Origin of the sequence: Gottschalkia acidurici 9a, from assembly GCF_000299355.1 — a bacterium.
Lineage (GTDB): Bacteria > Bacillota > Clostridia > Tissierellales > Gottschalkiaceae > Gottschalkia > Gottschalkia acidurici.
On sequence record NC_018664.1, the window covers coordinates 2,995,762 to 3,013,854 of the forward strand.

21 protein-coding genes and 5 tRNA genes are annotated in these 18,093 nt (G+C 30.0%); 3 read left to right on the forward strand and 23 right to left on the reverse strand.

Annotated features, from left to right (window positions below; genetic code table 11):
* Positions 1-33: 33 nt before the first annotated feature.
* Positions 34-1,446, reverse strand: a complete 1,413-nt coding sequence (locus CURI_RS14210) for a M23 family metallopeptidase (RefSeq protein ID WP_014968969.1) — start codon at positions 1,444-1,446, stop codon at positions 34-36.
* Between the two features lie 337 nt (positions 1,447-1,783).
* On the opposite strand from CURI_RS14210, the gene CURI_RS14215 reads away from it, so the two are divergent.
* Both CURI_RS14215 and CURI_RS14220 read left to right on the forward strand, forming a co-directional pair.
* The gene (locus CURI_RS14215; protein ID WP_014968970.1) at positions 1,784-2,881 is read left to right on the forward strand and encodes a DnaD domain protein; all 1,098 of its coding nucleotides are present in this window, start codon (positions 1,784-1,786) and stop codon (positions 2,879-2,881) included.
* On the forward strand, positions 2,878-3,867 hold the full coding sequence (locus tag CURI_RS14220) for an ATP-binding protein (RefSeq protein WP_014968971.1): 990 nt from the start codon (positions 2,878-2,880) through the stop codon (positions 3,865-3,867). The genes CURI_RS14215 and CURI_RS14220 overlap by 4 nt, the downstream gene beginning before the upstream one ends.
* Positions 3,868-3,939: 72 nt before the next feature.
* Here the strand turns inward: CURI_RS14220 and CURI_RS14225 are convergent, their stop codons facing one another.
* The 20 genes from CURI_RS14225 to yedF all read right to left on the reverse strand — a co-directional run bounded on the left by CURI_RS14225 (position 3,940) and on the right by yedF (position 15,183).
* The gene (locus CURI_RS14225; RefSeq protein WP_014968972.1) at positions 3,940-4,917 is read right to left on the reverse strand and encodes a diaminopimelate dehydrogenase; all 978 of its coding nucleotides are present in this window, start codon (positions 4,915-4,917) and stop codon (positions 3,940-3,942) included.
* A 223-nt stretch (positions 4,918-5,140) separates the two neighbouring features.
* Positions 5,141-5,216: transfer RNA gene (locus CURI_RS14230), tRNA-Thr, on the reverse strand.
* 10 nt (positions 5,217-5,226) lie between these two features.
* A tRNA-Asp gene (locus tag CURI_RS14235) sits at positions 5,227-5,303 on the reverse strand.
* A gap of 22 nt (positions 5,304-5,325) precedes the next feature.
* A tRNA-Val gene (locus CURI_RS14240) sits at positions 5,326-5,401 on the reverse strand.
* Positions 5,402-5,439: 38 nt separating this feature from the next.
* Positions 5,440-5,514: transfer RNA gene (locus tag CURI_RS14245), tRNA-Glu, on the reverse strand.
* Positions 5,515-5,522: 8 nt separating this feature from the next.
* Positions 5,523-5,598, reverse strand: a tRNA-Lys gene (locus CURI_RS14250).
* Positions 5,599-5,828: 230 nt separating this feature from the next.
* Positions 5,829-6,422: a GNAT family N-acetyltransferase gene (locus CURI_RS14255; RefSeq protein WP_014968973.1), complete on the reverse strand. Its 594-nt coding sequence runs from the start codon at positions 6,420-6,422 to the stop codon at positions 5,829-5,831.
* 108 nt (positions 6,423-6,530) lie between these two features.
* Positions 6,531-7,868, reverse strand: a complete 1,338-nt coding sequence (dnaB, locus tag CURI_RS14260) for a replicative DNA helicase (RefSeq protein ID WP_014968974.1) — start codon at positions 7,866-7,868, stop codon at positions 6,531-6,533.
* Between the two features lie 375 nt (positions 7,869-8,243).
* Positions 8,244-8,528 (reverse strand): 50S ribosomal protein L9, encoded by a 285-nt coding sequence (rplI, locus tag CURI_RS16420; protein ID WP_338028509.1) that lies wholly within the window; start codon positions 8,526-8,528, stop codon positions 8,244-8,246.
* The gene (rplI, locus tag CURI_RS16425) at positions 8,489-8,692 is read right to left on the reverse strand and encodes a 50S ribosomal protein L9 (protein ID WP_266353543.1); all 204 of its coding nucleotides are present in this window, start codon (positions 8,690-8,692) and stop codon (positions 8,489-8,491) included. Before rplI (CURI_RS16425) ends, rplI (CURI_RS16420) begins: the two co-directional genes overlap by 40 nt.
* Positions 8,692-10,686, reverse strand: a complete 1,995-nt coding sequence (locus tag CURI_RS14270) for a DHH family phosphoesterase (protein WP_014968975.1) — start codon at positions 10,684-10,686, stop codon at positions 8,692-8,694. The genes rplI (CURI_RS16425) and CURI_RS14270 overlap by 1 nt, the downstream gene beginning before the upstream one ends.
* A gap of 9 nt (positions 10,687-10,695) precedes the next feature.
* Positions 10,696-11,628, reverse strand: coding sequence for a DUF2232 domain-containing protein (locus CURI_RS14275; protein ID WP_014968976.1), 933 nt, complete (start codon positions 11,626-11,628; stop codon positions 10,696-10,698).
* A gap of 14 nt (positions 11,629-11,642) precedes the next feature.
* On the reverse strand, positions 11,643-11,957 hold the full coding sequence (locus CURI_RS14280; protein ID WP_014968977.1) for a MazG-like family protein: 315 nt from the start codon (positions 11,955-11,957) through the stop codon (positions 11,643-11,645).
* A 114-nt stretch (positions 11,958-12,071) separates the two neighbouring features.
* Positions 12,072-12,305, reverse strand: a complete 234-nt coding sequence (rpsR, locus tag CURI_RS14285; RefSeq protein WP_014968978.1) for a 30S ribosomal protein S18 — start codon at positions 12,303-12,305, stop codon at positions 12,072-12,074.
* A gap of 14 nt (positions 12,306-12,319) precedes the next feature.
* Complete coding sequence (locus CURI_RS14290) at positions 12,320-12,766, reverse strand: single-stranded DNA-binding protein (RefSeq protein ID WP_014968979.1); 447 nt, start codon at positions 12,764-12,766, stop codon at positions 12,320-12,322.
* A 25-nt stretch (positions 12,767-12,791) separates the two neighbouring features.
* Complete coding sequence (gene rpsF, locus CURI_RS14295; RefSeq protein ID WP_014968980.1) at positions 12,792-13,079, reverse strand: 30S ribosomal protein S6; 288 nt, start codon at positions 13,077-13,079, stop codon at positions 12,792-12,794.
* 125 nt (positions 13,080-13,204) lie between these two features.
* On the reverse strand, positions 13,205-13,408 hold the full coding sequence (locus CURI_RS14300; protein WP_014968981.1) for a DUF951 domain-containing protein: 204 nt from the start codon (positions 13,406-13,408) through the stop codon (positions 13,205-13,207).
* Positions 13,405-14,259 carry a mechanosensitive ion channel family protein gene (locus CURI_RS14305; protein ID WP_014968982.1) on the reverse strand — a complete coding sequence of 285 codons (855 nt, stop codon included), beginning with the start codon at positions 14,257-14,259 and terminating at the stop codon, positions 13,405-13,407. Before CURI_RS14305 ends, CURI_RS14300 begins: the two co-directional genes overlap by 4 nt.
* A gap of 13 nt (positions 14,260-14,272) precedes the next feature.
* Complete coding sequence (locus CURI_RS14310) at positions 14,273-14,536, reverse strand: putative Se/S carrier protein (RefSeq protein WP_014968983.1); 264 nt, start codon at positions 14,534-14,536, stop codon at positions 14,273-14,275.
* A 47-nt stretch (positions 14,537-14,583) separates the two neighbouring features.
* The gene (yedF, locus tag CURI_RS14315; protein ID WP_014968984.1) at positions 14,584-15,183 is read right to left on the reverse strand and encodes a sulfurtransferase-like selenium metabolism protein YedF; all 600 of its coding nucleotides are present in this window, start codon (positions 15,181-15,183) and stop codon (positions 14,584-14,586) included.
* Between the two features lie 223 nt (positions 15,184-15,406).
* On the opposite strand from yedF, the gene CURI_RS14320 reads away from it, so the two are divergent.
* Positions 15,407-15,757 carry a DUF2089 domain-containing protein gene (locus CURI_RS14320; protein ID WP_014968985.1) on the forward strand — a complete coding sequence of 117 codons (351 nt, stop codon included), beginning with the start codon at positions 15,407-15,409 and terminating at the stop codon, positions 15,755-15,757.
* 79 nt (positions 15,758-15,836) lie between these two features.
* On the opposite strand, the gene hisC is transcribed toward CURI_RS14320, so the two are convergent.
* Positions 15,837-16,898, reverse strand: coding sequence for a histidinol-phosphate transaminase (gene hisC / locus CURI_RS14325; RefSeq protein ID WP_014968986.1), 1,062 nt, complete (start codon positions 16,896-16,898; stop codon positions 15,837-15,839).
* 97 nt (positions 16,899-16,995) lie between these two features.
* Positions 16,996-18,093 carry a DUF5711 family protein gene (locus CURI_RS14330; RefSeq protein ID WP_014968987.1) on the reverse strand — a complete coding sequence of 366 codons (1,098 nt, stop codon included), beginning with the start codon at positions 18,091-18,093 and terminating at the stop codon, positions 16,996-16,998.

Genomic DNA, 18,093 nt, shown 5'->3' on the forward strand with positions numbered 1-18,093 from the left:
TCTTTTGGACTTTTTTATTTTTTCTCTTACTTTTTAATTTAAATAACTTTCAGGATTTTGAGCTACTCCATTTTTTCTAACTTCAAAGTGTAAGTGTGGACCCGTACTTCTTCCTGTATTACCTACTGCTGCTATAACATCACCTTTTGCAATCTTGTCACCTTTGTTAACATAAAGTTTACTACAATGAGCATATCTTGTCACATATCCATTCCCATGGTCTATTTCCACCATATATCCATATCCGCCATTGTTGTATCCTGAATAAATTACAGTTCCACCATCTGATGCCGTTATAGGAGTTCCTATCCTTGCTCCTATATCTATTCCTTGATGACTTTTTCCCCATCTAGCTCCGAATCTAGATGTAATAGTGCCCCTTGCAGGTGTCATAAAGTGCCCAGTTGCAGCATGTATAGGAATTGCTTTAGTTCCTTTTACTATAACTTGAGCTATAGGTTGTGAAAGTATTGTTTCACTCAATATCTCTTTCGCTACTTCTATTCCATTATGCTTTTCTACTTTAGCAACTACTTCAGTTTTTCCTGACACACCTTCTACTTTTATTTTTTGTTCATTTGTATATAGTGAATCATCAACTTCATATTGAGTATCAAATGCTACTTCCTCTGTATGTTTTTGTTCTTCATAAGTTGCTACAGTTATAAACGGTTTATGTATAGGTATATTTACCTCTTCACCTGGCTTTATATTTTTAGCATCTTTCCCAGGATTGGCTTCCTCTATGTCCTCCATATTTACATTATAATCTAGAGCCATAGTCCAATAATTTTCGTTCTCTTTTACTAAATGTTTAGTTTCTTCAATATTTCCTGTTTTAAGTGTTTCTAATGTGGTATCTATATCAGTAATAAGTGATACAGGAACTTTCTTTTTTACTAACTTTACATCTTCTAGTATTTTTACATCTTCTACTTTTACATTCTCATCATCTGATGCATGTGAGAATGGTTCTTTAAATTTTTCTATTGCTTGTTTTGCTACTTCTTCAGATTTAACATAAGCTGCATCTTTATCGTTTACTTTTATAGCATAGCCAACTGCACTAAATGTTAAGCTATCATTTATATTCTTTTTGATAGTATTTTTTGAAGTAAGTTCTTCGTCTTTTACGTGAGTACTTACAAAAGCTATCTTTTCATTTATTTTTATTTTATTATCATACTTTTTAGATAAGTCTTTTTCTATTTCTTTTACTAAACTAAGAACTTCCTCTTTATTTCTAGCTATACCCACGTCTTTTTTACCAAATACAACTTTTACTGCTCTAGTAGCTATCTCATATCTTTTATATTGAACTAATCCAACTATTGATATGACCGTAATTAATATCAGCACTATATTCATCTTATTATTTTTAAAATTATTTAAGTTTAATGTTTCCTTAAACTTTTTTATTTTCTTATTTAAAAGCGAATTACTCATGGTTTCGCTCCTTTCTTTTTTGCCGTACGTTTAATTATAATTTAATTCTTTTGTAATATTTTTGTAACATATTTTAGAATCACGAACCTATTATATCACATATTAATTCTAATTCAATCATTATTTATGCTTTTATATACTATTTTCCAATATATTTTTTTATATTATGTAGAATTGTTGCCATTATTCTTATTTTTATTACATTTTTTATTCACTTAATCAACCTTTATATTCTACTTTAGAAATTATTTGCATCAAAAACAAATATTCAGTAAGGAAATATTTTACCCATATTATGATATAATATTATTTAGATTTAATAGGCAGGTGATTTTATATGTCTTTTTTTATTGAAACCACAGATATAGATTTGGGTGACACTTCTATAGAAAATATATTTTTAAACGACTTCATGCCCATGGCAGACGGCACTTATGTAAAGGTTTATCTCCTTGGATTCAAGTATGCTAAGGACAATGATAGAAATTTATCTATAAGTAATGAGGTTATATCAAGACACTTAAATATTCCTCTTTCTGATGTTTTAAGAGCCTGGGACTTTTGGCAGGATAAGGGCATTATTAAAAAACATATTAAAGAAGACAGCAACGATTATGACTATAAAGTAGAATTTTTAAATCTTAAACAACTCTACATAAAAAATAATTATAAGCCTGTCTCATCCTCTACCACTAATACTACTTCTACTACTTACACATGCTCTTCAGAGGACTTGGTTGAGGCTAATAGAATTCAAGGAATTAATGAAATGTTTAAATCTATAGATTATATAGTAAGAAGACCTTTAGTTCCTAATGAAAAGAGAAAAATTTTAGAATGGCTCTATAATTACAATATGAGTACAGATGTAATAGTTAAGGCTTTTTTCTATAGTATAGAAAAGAGAGGAAAGAAAAATTTAAATTATATCGAAGGTATAATCAGAAACTGGTACGATATGGGCATTACTAATGTTGAAAGCTTAAATGATTATTTCAAAAACCAAGACGAAAAGTTTTATAGATATGATAGAATTATGAAATCTTTAGGTATTGGATTTAGACAACCTACTGAGAGTGAAATGAAAGTAATGAGTAAGTGGTTTGATGATTGGAATTTCAGTATGGATTTAGTTCTAAAAGCTTGTGAAAGTAGTAGTAAGACTGCAAACCCTAGTGTCAACTATATAAACTCAATACTATCTTCATGGCACAGTAAAGATATTAAAACTATAGATGATATAGCAGTAAAAGATGTCAATCAAAGTAATAAAGCCACTAATCAAACATATAAAAATAATTATGGAAGATCTAATCCTAGTAATGCATCAGTAAAAACTAAGTTTCATAACTTTGAACAGAGAACTTCTAAATATACTCCCGAAGAGCTGGAGCAAATGGTTCTTAGGAAAAAACATAGGAGTGATATACTATGAACAAATCATTCATTAGAGAAGTTTTAAGAGACTATGAAAAACGTAGAGATGATTCAATATATAGTCAAAAGATAAGACAAGAAGAAGTATATTCAAAGATACCGAGAATAAAGGAAATTGATATGGAAATATCAAAAACAGGATTTCTTATATCTAAAGCTATTCTTCAAGATCCAGAATCATATGAGGAAAAAGTTAACGAGATAAAAGAAACAATGGATAGTTTGAAAAAAGAAAAAGCAATCCTTATGACTGAAAATAACATACCTCTTGAGTATCTTGATATAAACTATAACTGCAATAAGTGCAAAGATACTGGTTTTTTAGAAAATGGTAATAGATGCAATTGTTTAAGACAAGTGCTCATAGAAAGATCTTATAGAATGTCTAACCTTGGAAATCTTCTTCAAAAAGAAAACTTTAAAACTTTTAATATAGATATATTTTCCACAGAACCTTTTGAAGATGAGAAACTTACTCCTCGGGAAAATATATTAGATATTCTACAAATATGTGAGGGATTCTGCTTTAACTTTGATGAGAAAAATGAAGAAAATCTTTTACTTTATGGGACAACCGGCTTAGGTAAGACATTTATGTGCAACTGTATAGCTAAAAATCTTTTAGACAGAGGAAAAATAGTTATATATCAAACTGCGTTTAATATTCTAGACATAATTAGTAAACACAAATTTCAACCAAGCTATAGTGTAAGTATAGACGAATCTGAGTATAACCTATTGTTTCAATCCGATCTTTTAATAATAGATGACTTAGGTACAGAGCTTACGAATAGTTTTACAAATACAGAGATATTTAATATAGTTAATTCTAGGCTTATAAAAGGTCAGAAAACTATTATATCTACAAATCTAGCTCCTATGGAAATAGCTAATGTTTATACAGATAGAATATTTTCTAGATTATTTAGTCAATTTACACCTCTAAAATTCTTTGGTCCTGACTTAAGATGGGAAAGAAAATAACCGTAAGAGAACACTTTCTCTTACGGTTATTTTTTAATAATATATTTAAAATCAACATAAAAAATATGTCTCTTATAATATGTCTCTTCTTAATTCTTCAGCTGACTTAGGTGAAAGATATGCAAATGGTATATCAAATACTGTTAGTGCCCCTGTTCTTCCTTCTTTTGAGTATTTATATACTGCTCTTGCATAAGCTGTTGCAACACTTGAAGTAAATCCTGGATTACTACCTAACTTAAGATTAAACTCTATGATTTGTCTAGCTCCTTCTTCAGTAGTACCTGAACGGAATACACTTCCTCCGTGCGGCATACCTGAGTGGTTAGCTTTAAATTCTTCTTCTGATATAAAGTTAACTGTCGTTTTATATCCTACAAAGTAGTTAGGCATATTTTTTATCTCTTGCTCTATCTTATCTTTATCTGCATTTTCAGCCGGTACTATATAACAAACACGCTCATGTCCATCATTCCCTTTAATTTCTATTTCTTCTCCAGCTCTAACTTTTTGTAATGCTTCGTCATTAGGTATAGTATATTGAATTCCTAACTTTACTCCTTCAACTCTTCTTATCGCATCTGAATGTCCCTGACTAACTCCCTTTCCCCAAAAAGTATAATCAACACCTTGTGGTAGTACACTTTGTCCTAAAAGTCTATTTAATGAAAATAGCCCTGGATCCCAACCTGTAGATATAAGGCTTACTTTTCCTGATTCTTTTGAAACGCTGTCCATACTTTCAAAGTATTCTGGAATCTTCGCATGTGTATCAAAGCTATCTACAGTATTAAAGTGCTTAGCTATGCTAGGACCTTGTACTACTAAATCTGTAGCTGAACCACCACATAGCATCATAACATCTACTTTATCTTTATATGACTCTATTTCAGATATGTTAACTAGTTTTGAACTACCATTAGCTATTGTTTTAACATCTCTTCTTGAGAAGATAGCTACTAATTCCATATCTGGGTTTTGCTTAATAGATCTTTCTACACCTTTTCCTAAGTTTCCGTATCCAACTATACCTATCCTTATTTTACTCATAATATCCTTACTCCTCTCGTTAGTAGTAAATTATAATCTATTCTCATTTTACCCGTTAACTTACAGTTTAGGCTAAAAATTTATTCAAATTCATTCTTTAGACTAAAGGGTATTTTATCTATATATATTAACATGTTATTATGAATTTTTGAAACATTTTTTTGAAATAAAAAAAAGAGCCCCAAAATCTCACATTTTGAAACCCTTCTTTTATAATTTTTATTGGAGCTGGTGAGAGGACTTGAACCCCCAACCTACTGATTACAAGTCAGTTGCTCTACCGATTGAGCCACACCAGCAACTTACTTATGGCGACCTGGAAGGGACTCGAACCCTCGACCTCCAGCGTGACAGGCTGGCATTCTAACCAACTGAACTACCAGGCCATATTGTTTTTTACTTATTTTATGGTGGGCGTGACAGGGCTCGAACCTGTGACCCCCTGCTTGTAAGGCAGGTGCTCTCCCAGCTGAGCTACACGCCCATAACTACATTATGGTATCTGGGAAAATATTATTTGTTTGGTGACCCTACCGGGATTCGAACCCGGGTTACCGCCGTGAAAGGGCGGTGTCTTAACCGCTTGACCATAGGGCCTTTTAAGTTGGTGACCCATCCGCGACTCGAACGCGGGACACCCTGATTAAAAGTCAGGTGCTCTACCGACTGAGCTAATAGGTCTCATTTTGTTGCTGAGGAACTGCTCTCTTAGGAACATATACTATATTATAAAAAATTTATCTAAGTGTCAACACTTTTTTTAAAGTTTTTTGTCGATTCTTTGATTTCTATGTTATGAACAAAGTTATCAACAGCTTATGGTGTTTATAATTGTCGTTTTTATCAAATTTAATGCTATTTTAACAATGTTATCAACATATCCACAAAGATATGCACAATAGTTATCTTTTTTATGTGAATAAAAAATCTTTATAGTCATTTTTTCCTAATCTCATCTTATAATAGTATCCATATAAGGTATCTTTTTTAATAATAAAGTAATTCTTTGTATCTTCTAGTTGTATATCATTTAAATTAATGTCATTATTTTTCATAGTATATTCTTTAATTATCTTAAATCCACATTTTTCATAACATTTTATAGCTCTTATATTATGTTTTGCCACATCTAGATACATAGTTCTCATATTCATACTATCAAAGTAGTATTTTAGTAATACTTTTAAAGCCTCTGTCCCATACCCTTTATTTATATACCTTGGATCAAAAGCTATACCTAGATTAGCCGTCTTCAAAAGTTTTCTAATATCCTTTATGCTTATAAAGCCAATAGTTTTTCCATCTTCATTTAGTACGCCAAAACTTTCACAATCTTTTTGAGATGTTTTTATATCAAACCATCTTTTTATCTCGAAATCTTCTAATTCCGGAAAGTTGTAGTCATCGAAAAGTGGATCTTCATGATTCCCCCAACTTCTCATTTCATATACGTTCACTAAGTTTAAAGACTCTAAGTATACTTTCTTTCCTTTTATAGTAACCATTATAATCCTCCCTCAAATACTAGTTACATTTGAACCTGAACTAGTATTTTGCAAAAAAATATTGTACTAGTTATCTATATCATCTATTTATAACTAACTAGTACAACACTATTGATTCTCTGCATACCTTTCCATGTTCAAGAATTTAGTATATTCACCCATAAATACTAAGTCTACAGTTCCAATAGGACCGTTACGATGTTTTGCAATTATAACCTCTCCTATATTTTTCTTTTCTGAATCTGGATGATAGTACTCATCTCTATATAAAAACACAACTATATCCGCATCTTGCTCTATTGCTCCAGACTCACGTAGATCTGATAGAATTGGTCTATGATCCGATCTTAACTCTGGCGCACGTGATAGCTGTGATAAAGCCACAACAGGGCAGTCCATTTCTTTAGCGAGACCTTTTAGTCCCCTAGATATATTAGATATCTCTTGTTGTCTATTTTCATTTCTTCCGTCTCCAGACATCAGCTGTAAATAGTCAATCATTACTAGGTCTAATCCTTTTTCAATTTTAAGTTTTCTACACTTTGCTTTAAGTTCCATTAAGGTTATTCCCGGGGTATCATCTATATATATTCCTGCTTGTGATAATGGCCCCATAGCTCTGACTAACTTTGGCCAATCATCCTCATTTAACTTCCCGTTTATAATTTTTTGTAACTCAACATGAGATTCCGCACTTAACATACGTTGAACTAGCTGATCCTTGGACATCTCTAGGCTAAATATTGCAACTGATCCTTTTCCTTTTAACGCAGCATTTAATGCAACATTCAACGCAAATGCTGTTTTTCCCATTGCAGGTCTTGCAGCTACTAGTATTAAGTCTGATCTTTGAAGTCCTGATGTCTTATTATCTAAATCTATAAATCCTGTTGTAAGTCCTGTTATTCCCCCAGAACTTTGAGACAACTGCTCTATCTTGGTAAAGCTATCTAGAAGTATTGTCTTTATAGACTCTAGTCCTTCTTGATTTCGCTTTTGAGTTATATCAAATATCCTTTTCTCTGCTAATTCCATTATATTTTCTATATTTTCTTCATCTTCATAACCTTTTGCAATTATGTCATTAGAGGCCTTTATAAGATTTCTTAATATAGACTTTTCCTCTACTATCTCACAATAGTATTTCATATTTGCCGTAGTAGATACACCTTCTGATAAATTAGCTAAATACATTATTCCACCTATAGAGTCTAATGTATTACGTTTCTTTAACTCTTCAGATAGTGTTATAAGATCTACAGGCTCATCTCTTGCAAATATGTCTGTTACAGCTTCATATATTTCCTTATGAGCTTCTTTGTAAAAATCTCCAGGTCTTAATATTTCCGTACCTGTAACTATAGCTTCCCTATCTAGAATCATAGAACCTAAAACTGATTGTTCTGCTTCTATATTATGAGGAGGTATTTTACCTAAATTCTCCATAATTTAATCTCCTATCATCAAGTAGTATAGAGTAAAAACATTGTCTAATAAATATCATACTTAGATATATTTTTTCCATTTAGTAACTTATTAGACAAGCAATATGTGAATGAGTTAAGACTCAATTTGCTATATATCTAGATCAAATGTATAACAGATCAAACATATATTTTGATTCTTTACCTAAATACAAGATACTAAATGCATATATTAGCAATAGTATCTTGTATTTTTACAATGGCTATCCCTATATTAGGGATAGCTTGAAAGCTAAAAATTTCACCTTATAGATTAATTTTAAGGTATTTATACTTAGTATATTATTTAAAATAAAGTTTAAATAACCAAAGTATTCTATATAATTTAAGCTTTATTCTATTCTTCTGTTACTTGTATCTTCAGCTCTGAAGTAACTGATGGATACACTTTTACTTCTGCAATAGTAGTTCCCATTGATTTTATATTTCCGCCATCAATGATAATTTTTCTCTTGTCAATTTTTATATCGTGCTCTTTTTCTAAGATTTCACAAATATCTTTACTCGTAATCGAACCGAAAAGTCTACCATTTTCTCCTGCCTTAGTTTTTATTACTACTTTAGTATTTGAAATTTTTTCTGCTAATTCTTTGGCTTCTTTAAGTTCTTGTTCTTTTTTAATTTATCTGAACCCTTTTTCTCATTTAATTCTTTTAAATTTGCAGTATTAGCTTCTTCCGCTAAATTTCTTGGAAATAAAAAATTTCTAGCATATCCATCCTTAGAATTTACTACATCACCTTTTTTACCTAGTCCTTTTACGTCTTTTAATAGTATTACTTTCACTATTTCTCACCTTCCTCAAGATATTCTATAATAGCTTTCTTAAGCTTTTCTTCTGCCTGCTGGATAGTAGCATTTTCTATTTTAGCTCCTGCCACTGTCATATGTCCTCCTCCTCCTACTTTTTCCATAATGAATTGGACATTTATATCATCAGTGGATCTTCCACTTATGTGTACTTTATCACCATTCTTAGCTAATACAAAAGAAGCTACTATTCCTTGTATATTTAATAGCTCATCTGCAACTTGAGCAGCTACTAATATACCTCCATCAGTATCCTTTTCTAGCTTTGATATAGCTATTCCTTCTTTAAAAATATTAATGTTTTTTATTATCTCTCCTTTAAGTATAAAGGTATCTATGTCATTTTTAAAGAGTTGTCTAACCTTTAATGTATCTGCACCTTTTTTTCTTAAAAAGGATGCTGCTTCAAAAGTTCTCACACCTGTGTTAACAGCAAAATTCTTAGTATCTACAGCTATACCTGCTAGAAGTGCATCTGCATCAAATTTTGTCATATATATATTCTCTTCGATATAGTATAGTAGCTCTGTGACAAGCTCAGAGGTAGAAGATGCATACGGCTCTACATAAGTTAAAATAGGATCTTCTATAAAGCTTGCACCCCTTCTATGATGATCTATTACTGCTACTTTATCAACTTTATTTAAAATTGCTGGTACTTCTGTATGCTCTGGCATATGTGTGTCTACAACTATACATATAGAAGATTTATATGACATATTTTTTATTTGATCATAAGTCACTATATCCTCTAAATAATCAGGTTGTTCTTTTTTAAACTCTTCATATATATTTTTTATAGAGAGATTAACGTCGTTTAATACTATATAGCATCTTTTCTTTTTATTCTTAACTGCTCTATATATTCCTATAGATGCACCAAATGAGTCCATATCCCCTATTCTATGTCCCATTATAAGAACTACTTCAGATTGATTAATAAGTTGCTTTAGCGCATATGATATAACTCTTGCTTTTACCTTTGTTCGTTTTTCTAGTGTCTTAATTTTACCACCGTAAAAACTTAACTCATCTACATCTTTGACAACTGCCTGATCTCCACCTCTACCTAGAGCTATATCCATAGCACCCCTAGCATACTCATAAGTATCACTAAGAACCTTTCCACCGATTCCTATCCCTATGCTCAGTGTCACGGGTATCTTATTCCCTAAGTCTATATGTCGTATCTCATCTAGTATCTCAAATTTATCATTCTCTAGGATATTAAAGTATCTATTTTCGAATACAATCAAATACTTATTTCTATCAGTCTTTTTTATAAAACCATTAACCCTTTTTGCTAGCTTATTTAGCCTCTTATCTATTTCTGCTAATACACTTGACTTATATATCTCATCCGTATCTGACATTAGTTCTTCGTAATTATCTATATAGATAAATCCAATATCTACTCTCTCACCCACATACTTGCATTGTAGATCTATATACTCCGTTCTATCAATAAAATAAAGCATAATCATATACTTTATTTTATTGTCACTAGATTCAGATATATTTGCCATATTGTATAGCACATCATAAGTTCTACTTTTATGAGTTACCTGTATTGGTATGTTTTCTTTGCTTATATTTATATCTTTTAAGTCGATTTCTGGAATTATTTCATAAATGCTTTCATTAATCATTTCTTTATTCTTAAACATCTCTGATGATTTATAATTATACCACACTATTTCATCATTATTGTCTATCATTATTAGAGGAGTTGGCATATTTCCAATTGCATAGTGAGTTGCTATATCTATTTCTTTATTTCTCTTTTCTATATATTTTGAAAGTTCTCTATTTCTATTAATCTTAATTTCATACAAATACAAAACTAGTATTATTATCACTATTCCTAACAGACCTTCGTTATAACTATATTTCATAGATAATATCGAAATAACAAAAGCTAGCATTACTATATAAAATCTATAGTCTGTGAGTAAGGAACCTTTCTTCATAGTTACCTCCTACAAGTTTTCCGCATCTCTAAGCTTTCTAAAGTCTACTAATGAATCTATTATACCTATAGAGAATAGTGCTAAGTTTAGAAAACCACTTAATATTATTATAACAACTAACAAATACTTAAGAAATCCTGCCATTTTAGCTTTATTCATGAGAAATACAACTAGTGACAGTCCTTCTAGTATGAATATATAAAATATTAGTACTACTACATTCAACATCATTTGTTCATAATTAATATTTCCAAAATATCTTAGCAAAAATGTTAGTATAAATATAACTCCTAATCCGGACATAATATTTTTAGGGAAAATTAGTCTTGAAAAGTATGGTACATATATATCTTCTCTTCCTAATTTCCTAAGTAATTTAGTTGGTATTAGGTAATTTATATATGCCACAACTGTAGATGATACTATTAGTAATGCTGGCATTAAAACAACGATATAATTAGTCATATTATTTAAAAGACTTTTTATATTAGATATCTCATTTGGTGGAAAATTACCTTGCTTTAAGATCTCTTCACTCATTAACGCTAAAGAATTCTCAAGTCCTGTTACATAGTTTATACCCGTAATATACCATTCTAACCCCATATATATGATAGATGTCCCCAAAATTAAAAGAGTACTTCCTACCATAATTTGAGAAGGCTTATATCTTTTATTGATCATATATGTTGCACCTAATGATAGAATTCCGTACTCTATAAGTATAAGAACCGACTCAATAGATCCACTTATGACTCCTACCAGGGCACATGATATAATTAAAGATATTATATTATACTTTATACCATTTTTAACTCCTATTAGAGTTAGTAATATAGGGTATGCTACTGCTATAATAGGCATTGATATTCCCATAACTCCTGCTATGGTAGCAAGTACTGTTATCATTAATACTTGAAAGGTAGTATTATTTTTATGCATATTTAAATTCACCCCTAATTTCTTCTTTTTATGTGATTCAATAAGTTAGTCAAATCTCCATACCACTGTTCAATATTATGCTCTTCTATACGTCCTAATTTAGCTTTATCTTCTATTTTGGCATCTATACTTTCAAATGATAGCCCTAATCTTTTCCCTAATAAGTATGTAATGAGTATTATATTTGCTATAATATCTAAAACTAATTCTTGACTATTCTTAATTCCTTTAACCAAGGTCTCAAATAGTAATGCTATGGCAGTTAACAATTCACTTTTAAGCCACTCTATCATTTTTATATTCTTAGTTATATCTATTTTATTCCTCAAAGTAATCCCCCCGCGAATATAGTATATATATTTAAGCTTATATTTATATTATAACAAATAAATGGTATAAAAACTCCCCTAATATACAAATAAAGAGGGGATATCCCCTCTTTATTAGTCTGTTGTATATGGTAATATAGCAATTTGTCTTGCTCTTTTTATAGCTATAGTTAATTTACGTTGGTGTATAGCACAGTTTCCTGAAATTCTTCTTGGAAGTATTTTTCCTCTTTCAGTAACATATTTTTTAAGTTTATTTACATCTTTATAGCTTATTTCGTTGTTGTTTTTATCAGCACAGAAACTACAAACTCTTTTTCTGCTTCTAAACTTTCTTCCACCTGCCATTCTTATCCCTCCTTCTAGAATGGAATATCATCTTCGTCTACTGGATGAAATCCATCTCCAATAAATTCGTCTGACTCTGTTCTTGTATTTGAATCTATATTCGTATTTCTTGATGAACTGTCGTTCCATTCAAGAAACTCTACTCTTTCTCCAATTACATCTGTAGTATATCTCTTAGTACCATCGGCTGCAGTATAACTGCCCGTTTGTATTCTTCCTTGAATAGCCACAAGTCTTCCTTTGCCTAAGTAGTTAGCACAATGCTCTCCTTGTTTTCCCCATACTACTATATTTATAAAGTCCGCAGTAGGTTGTCCTTTACTTTCGAACTCTTGTCTTTTTTCTCTCGAAAGATCTTTGTCTACTGCTAAGGAAAATCTACATACAGCAGTACCACCATTAGGTAAGTATCTAAGTTCTGGATCTCTAGTGAGTCTCCCGATAAGTGTTGCACTATTCAATAAAAGCACCTCCAATGGCTCTTTATTATTTTTCGTCTTCTCTAACTATCATATGTCTTATGATACCGTCAGTGATTCTTGTAACTCTGTCGATTTCATCTATAACATCTGAACCAGCTTCAATGTTTAAAAGAATATAGTATCCTTCAGTTAAGTCATCGATTTCGTAAGCAAGTTTTCTACTTCCCCACTCATCTATGCTTAAAAGTGATCCATTAGTTTCTATTATCCCTTTAAATCTTTCTATTAAACCATTTCTTCTTTCTTCATCTACGCTTGGAGCGAAGATAAATACAGCTTCGTATTTTCTCATATTTTTCACCTCCCTGTGGACTATGCGGCCTCATATATTTCAATGAAGCAAGGATTTCTCTACATCTAGTTATTATATCACTCAATGTACAATTTAACAAGTATATTTATCTACTTTTCTAATATTTATTTTTCATTGCTTTCTACACTGCTAAGAACTTTTTTTACTCTTCTGTTAAATTCCATCCTTGCTATCCATACTTGTCTATCACACCCTGTACATCTTATCTTTATATCTGCACCAGTTCTCATTATCTCCCATCTATTTTCTCCACATGGATGACCCTTTTTAAGCTGAACTATATCCCCAACATTAAATTTTGCTATCATAGTAAATCATCCCTTTCTAAGACTACCTTTCTTCTATCATTTATAGATATTCCGTGTTTTTGGAATTCTTCTTTAATCGCTTTTCTAAGATTTCTTTCGACTTGCCATTGTTCCATAGGTCTAGTCATAGCCATCATAGATAAGGTTATTCCTTCTTTTGTAAGACTTGTAACACCTAGAACTTTAGGTCCAGATACTATTGTTTCTTCATTGGACATTGATTGTGCTACTCTTTCAAGTACCCTAAGAGCTTTATCGATATCTTCTTCGTAATTTATCCTAACCTCTACTAATGCCCTCATATCTCCTCTACTTCTATTAGTTACTATTTCTATTTTTCCATTAGGCATAATATGCAAGTCACCCGAGAAATCTCTTATTCTGGTTGATCTTATCCCTATTTCTTCTACTACTCCTTCATACTCTCCTGTTTGAATATAGTCTCCTACAGAAAAATAGTCTTCGAACAGTATAAAAAATCCTGTTATAACGTCTTTAACTAAGCTCTGCGCTCCAAATCCTATCGCAAGACCACCAACTCCTGCAGTTGCTAATATTGATTTTGTCTCTATGCCGAATTGATCTAGTATAGGTATTAAAGCTATGAAATAAAAGATGTATTTACATAAACTTTTTAATATAATTGCTAAAGTATTTGCTTTTCTTTCTTCTATTCCTATCTTTAAGTTTTGTTGTCTCTTAAAAAATTTATCTATCATAACATATGATATTTTAGTTATAATTTTAACACATATAAGGATTATTGCTATTTTTAATGTTTTTTCTAGAATTGTAATATGTTTGTCTTCTCCTAAAAGCCATCTATTTATTTCATTAAATACTTCTATCAATATACCACCATTTCTAATTAATTTTTTGAGCTAATCTTACTCCTTCTTCTCTCTTCATTTCATATATTCCTTTTATAGATAGGTCACTGTTGTCTATAGTGCTTTGTACTTCTTGCAGATCTTCTTCTTCAAATCTTATAGAAAGACCGCAACTAGCTGTTATTTCTCTCGGTGTAGGCATCATCTTTATATTTAAATTATGCTCTTTAAAAAGCTTCTCTCCTTTTATTGCATGATGCGTAGAATTAAATGATATTACAAAAAATTTTTCTTCCATAAAATCATCCTTTGCATTATAATTTTTGAACTAAAATAAATTTTAAATTATAGAGTTATAGTATTTTGTGCATTGTTCATTTCATCAGCTATTACATACATATTACCTATTTCTCCTACTAATAACTTCTCTTTTAAATCGTAATAGTCTAAGCATGTTCCACAAGAAACTATTTTAACTCCTTTTTCTTCTAGCTTTTTAAGATCATTTATGACTTCTGATCCTTCTGTAGTTAATAGTACTCCACCGTTAACAAATAAAAGTGTCTTTGGTATTTCTTCTAACTCCGTTAAGGTATATATATATCCTTTTATAAGAACCTTTCCTAGCTCATCATTTCCATGTCCCATTTTATTTTTAGTAAACAGTATTACATTATCTTTAAAGTTAGTTACATCACAAACTCCATGGTCTGAATCTGTAGTTTCTTTAGAATCCTTGTTTATTGTAATGTAAAAGTCTCCTTCTTTAGACTCTACGTTATATTCAAGACCAATACTTTTAGCTAATTTAGAAACATTTTCTTTAGCAACTTCATTATCAACTATTGTAAGTATAGTTCCACTTTGTATTTCATCTAATGCCTTTTTAGTCATTATAAAAGGCTTCGGACAGTTTTCTCCTCTAGCATCTATCTCTTTTATCATTTTAATCCTCTCCTAATACATATTCTCGTTAAATATATTATATATTTTCTTATCATAGTTATTCAAATAGTATATATCAATAAATTAACTATATTATATCATATTTTTCAATTATCCTATTAATGATACTTCTATAATAAGTCTTTATTTTGGCAAAGATATATTATAAAGAGTTAAAAAACTTATCCTTAAATCTTTGTGATGAGAGAAAGTAGGTGATATCATGAAAAAAGAATCTATAGGAAAATGTCCTATATGCAGTGAGCAAATAACTATTACTAAAATGCATTGCGAATATTGTGAAACTACTATAGAAGGTAACTTCTATCTTTGTAAATTTTGTGAACTAGATAATAAACAAAAAGAGTTTCTTGAAATATTTATAAGATCAAGAGGTAACTTAAAAGAAGTTGAGAAAGAAATAGGTATTTCTTACCCTACTATTCGAAATAAGTTAGAAGAAATTACAAATATCCTAAATGGTAATTGTGAAGAAAGAAACCTTAATAAAGAGGAAATATTATCTAGAATTAATTCTGAAGATACTAATTCTATTAATATAATCGAACATTAAATAGATATTTTAATCTCCACAAGAAAGAGGGAAAATAGTATTTTAAAAATCTTCCCTCTTTAAATATTTAAATATTAAATTAAGAATTTAGAATTTCTTTTACACCTTTAACAAAAGCATCCATTTCTTCATCAGTCCCTATACTAACTCTTAAGAAGTTATCTATTCTAGGGCTGTTAAAGTATCTAACTAATATACCCTTTTCTTTTAATTTTATAAACAGTTCCTCTGCATTCACTGATGAGTGACTAATAAACACAAAATTTGCCTTAGATTCTATTACATAGAATCCTATATTCTTTAGTTCATTTGATATTCTTTCTCTAGTATTTATTATTTTAGTTCTTGTTTCTTCAAAATATCCTTCATCTTTTATTGCTTCTATTGATCCATATAGTGCCAGCGTGTCTATCGTATATGAATTTATAGAGTTCTTTATTCTATTCAATCCTTCTATTAGATCCTCATGTCCTAATGCAAATCCCACTCTAAGTCCTGCTAGTGAACGTGACTTAGATAGTGTTTGAATTACTAATAAATTTGGATATTTATTAACTAGTTTAGCTGAAGATATCCCTCCGAAGTCTATATAAGCTTCATCTACTATTACAACTTTATCCATATTCTTTTTCAAAATTTCTTCAATATATTCAATATCTATATATTTACCAGTTGGTGCATTTGGGTTTGGAAATATAATTCCACTATTTTTTTCACTAAAAGATTCTATTGGTATAGAAAAATTATCATCTAAAGATATTAAGTTATAATTTATTTTAAATAAGTTGGCGTAAACTGGATAAAAGCTATATGTTATATCAGGGAAAATTATGGTTTCTCCTGGATTAAAAAATGCCATAAAAGCGAAGGCTAAAACTTCATCAGATCCATTTCCTATAAATACTTGTGTATTTTTCAGAGAGTAGTACTCACCTATTGTATCTCTAAGTTTTTCCACTGTTGGCTCTGGATATAACTTTAATTTCTCATTTGCTGTATTCTTTATAGCTTCTATAACTCTTTTTGAAGGTGGATATGGATTTTCATTAGTATTAAGTTTAATATAAGTTTTGTCCTTTGGCTGTTCCCCAGGTATATATGGTTTTATTTCTTTTGTTATTTCACTCCAGTACTTACTCATCTATTCTTCGCTCCTTTAAGTGGTGTTCAGAAGCTTTATACTAGCTCCTAGATCCATAGTTGTATTCTTAATGAATATTCTATCATAAAGTTGATCTTTATTGACTTACAATCTCAAATATATCTATTTTATTGTTTGTAAATATAAATACTTTGTTATTAGCTTTATCAACTTTCTTTGCCTTTTCTTTTATTCTATACTTTAAGTTTATTTTTTCTTTTTTTATTCCTAGTAACTCTTCATCCCCTGCTAAGATAATATCATCATTATCAATAATTATCTGATTATATATCTTGTTAAATGTCTTTTTATATTTTCTATCTCCGTCATTATCTAAAACTTCTAAGTTTGTATTTTTGTCCCCATATAATATATATATTTCTTTACTACCTAAAGTTTTTATGTCCTTTAAGTTGTAATCTATATCTTTACTCCATAATACTTTACCTTTATTATCAATACATATTATCTGTTTATCCTCTACTAAAACCATCTTTTTATTATCTAAAAACAAGGTATTATATATTAGTTTTTTCTCTAAATCTTTTTCCCAAACTATATTTCCTTTGTTATCTAAATAAGTTAAATCACTTTTTAATTCTGTAGATTTTTTATCAATATCAGTTACTATATAATTATTCTTGTCCTGTGATACATTTGCTGATAGTATTTCTTTGTTGTTTTTATCATTACTTAAAACTTCATTTCCATTTTGATCTAATATCGTAATTCTTCTTATATCCTCATTTACCTTAGAATATATAAATAAGTACTCTTGATTTTCCGATATAGTGTATATCGGGTACTTTGTATCGTATGACCATATTTTCTTTCCATCTATATCAATTTTATCTATGTTTCCTTTTTCTTTATCTCCTATATATATTCCCTTTTCTCCTAAGCATACTATCTCTTTATCTTCGTCAATATTCCTATGCCAATTTTTTTGATTATCGAAACTGTAAGATACCAACTTCCCATCATCAGTAATCATTACAGAGTCATCATACCCTTTCATATTAATCTTTTCATTCCAATTAACTTCTATATGTCCTCTGTTTATTAATTTTTTCTCTCTAACGCTAGTTATATCTTCTATCTTCTCTTTTACAAGAGTTATAGTAAATATAAGTATTATAAATGAGATTAAAGATATAGATGCTCTCCTTTTATTAACTTTTGTTTTTGATGTCAA

Excerpts from the sequence above, each read along its gene's own strand:
- CURI_RS14275 (WP_014968976.1), bottom strand. The coding sequence starts at position 11,628 with ATGCATAAAAATAATACTACCTTTCAAGTATTAATGATAACAGTACTT.
- CURI_RS14320 (WP_014968985.1), top strand. The coding sequence starts at position 15,407 with ATGAAAAAAGAATCTATAGGAAAATGTCCTATATGCAGTGAGCAAATA.
- dnaB (WP_014968974.1), bottom strand. The coding sequence starts at position 7,868 with ATGGAGAATTTAGGTAAAATACCTCCTCATAATATAGAAGCAGAACAA.
- CURI_RS14220 (WP_014968971.1), top strand. The coding sequence starts at position 2,878 with ATGAACAAATCATTCATTAGAGAAGTTTTAAGAGACTATGAAAAACGT.
- CURI_RS14300 (WP_014968981.1), bottom strand. The coding sequence starts at position 13,408 with ATGATAGCAAAATTTAATGTTGGGGATATAGTTCAGCTTAAAAAGGGT.
- CURI_RS14255 (WP_014968973.1), bottom strand. The coding sequence starts at position 6,422 with ATGGTTACTATAAAAGGAAAGAAAGTATACTTAGAGTCTTTAAACTTA.
- hisC (WP_014968986.1), bottom strand. The coding sequence starts at position 16,898 with ATGAGTAAGTACTGGAGTGAAATAACAAAAGAAATAAAACCATATATA.
- CURI_RS14225 (WP_014968972.1), bottom strand. The coding sequence starts at position 4,917 with ATGAGTAAAATAAGGATAGGTATAGTTGGATACGGAAACTTAGGAAAA.
- CURI_RS14270 (WP_014968975.1), bottom strand. The coding sequence starts at position 10,686 with ATGAAGAAAGGTTCCTTACTCACAGACTATAGATTTTATATAGTAATG.
- CURI_RS14210 (WP_014968969.1), bottom strand. The coding sequence starts at position 1,446 with ATGAGTAATTCGCTTTTAAATAAGAAAATAAAAAAGTTTAAGGAAACA.
- CURI_RS14310 (WP_014968983.1), bottom strand. The coding sequence starts at position 14,536 with ATGGAAGAAAAATTTTTTGTAATATCATTTAATTCTACGCATCATGCA.
- rpsR (WP_014968978.1), bottom strand. The coding sequence starts at position 12,305 with ATGGCAGGTGGAAGAAAGTTTAGAAGCAGAAAAAGAGTTTGTAGTTTC.
- rpsF (WP_014968980.1), bottom strand. The coding sequence starts at position 13,079 with ATGAGAAAATACGAAGCTGTATTTATCTTCGCTCCAAGCGTAGATGAA.
- yedF (WP_014968984.1), bottom strand. The coding sequence starts at position 15,183 with ATGATAAAAGAGATAGATGCTAGAGGAGAAAACTGTCCGAAGCCTTTT.
- CURI_RS14215 (WP_014968970.1), top strand. The coding sequence starts at position 1,784 with ATGTCTTTTTTTATTGAAACCACAGATATAGATTTGGGTGACACTTCT.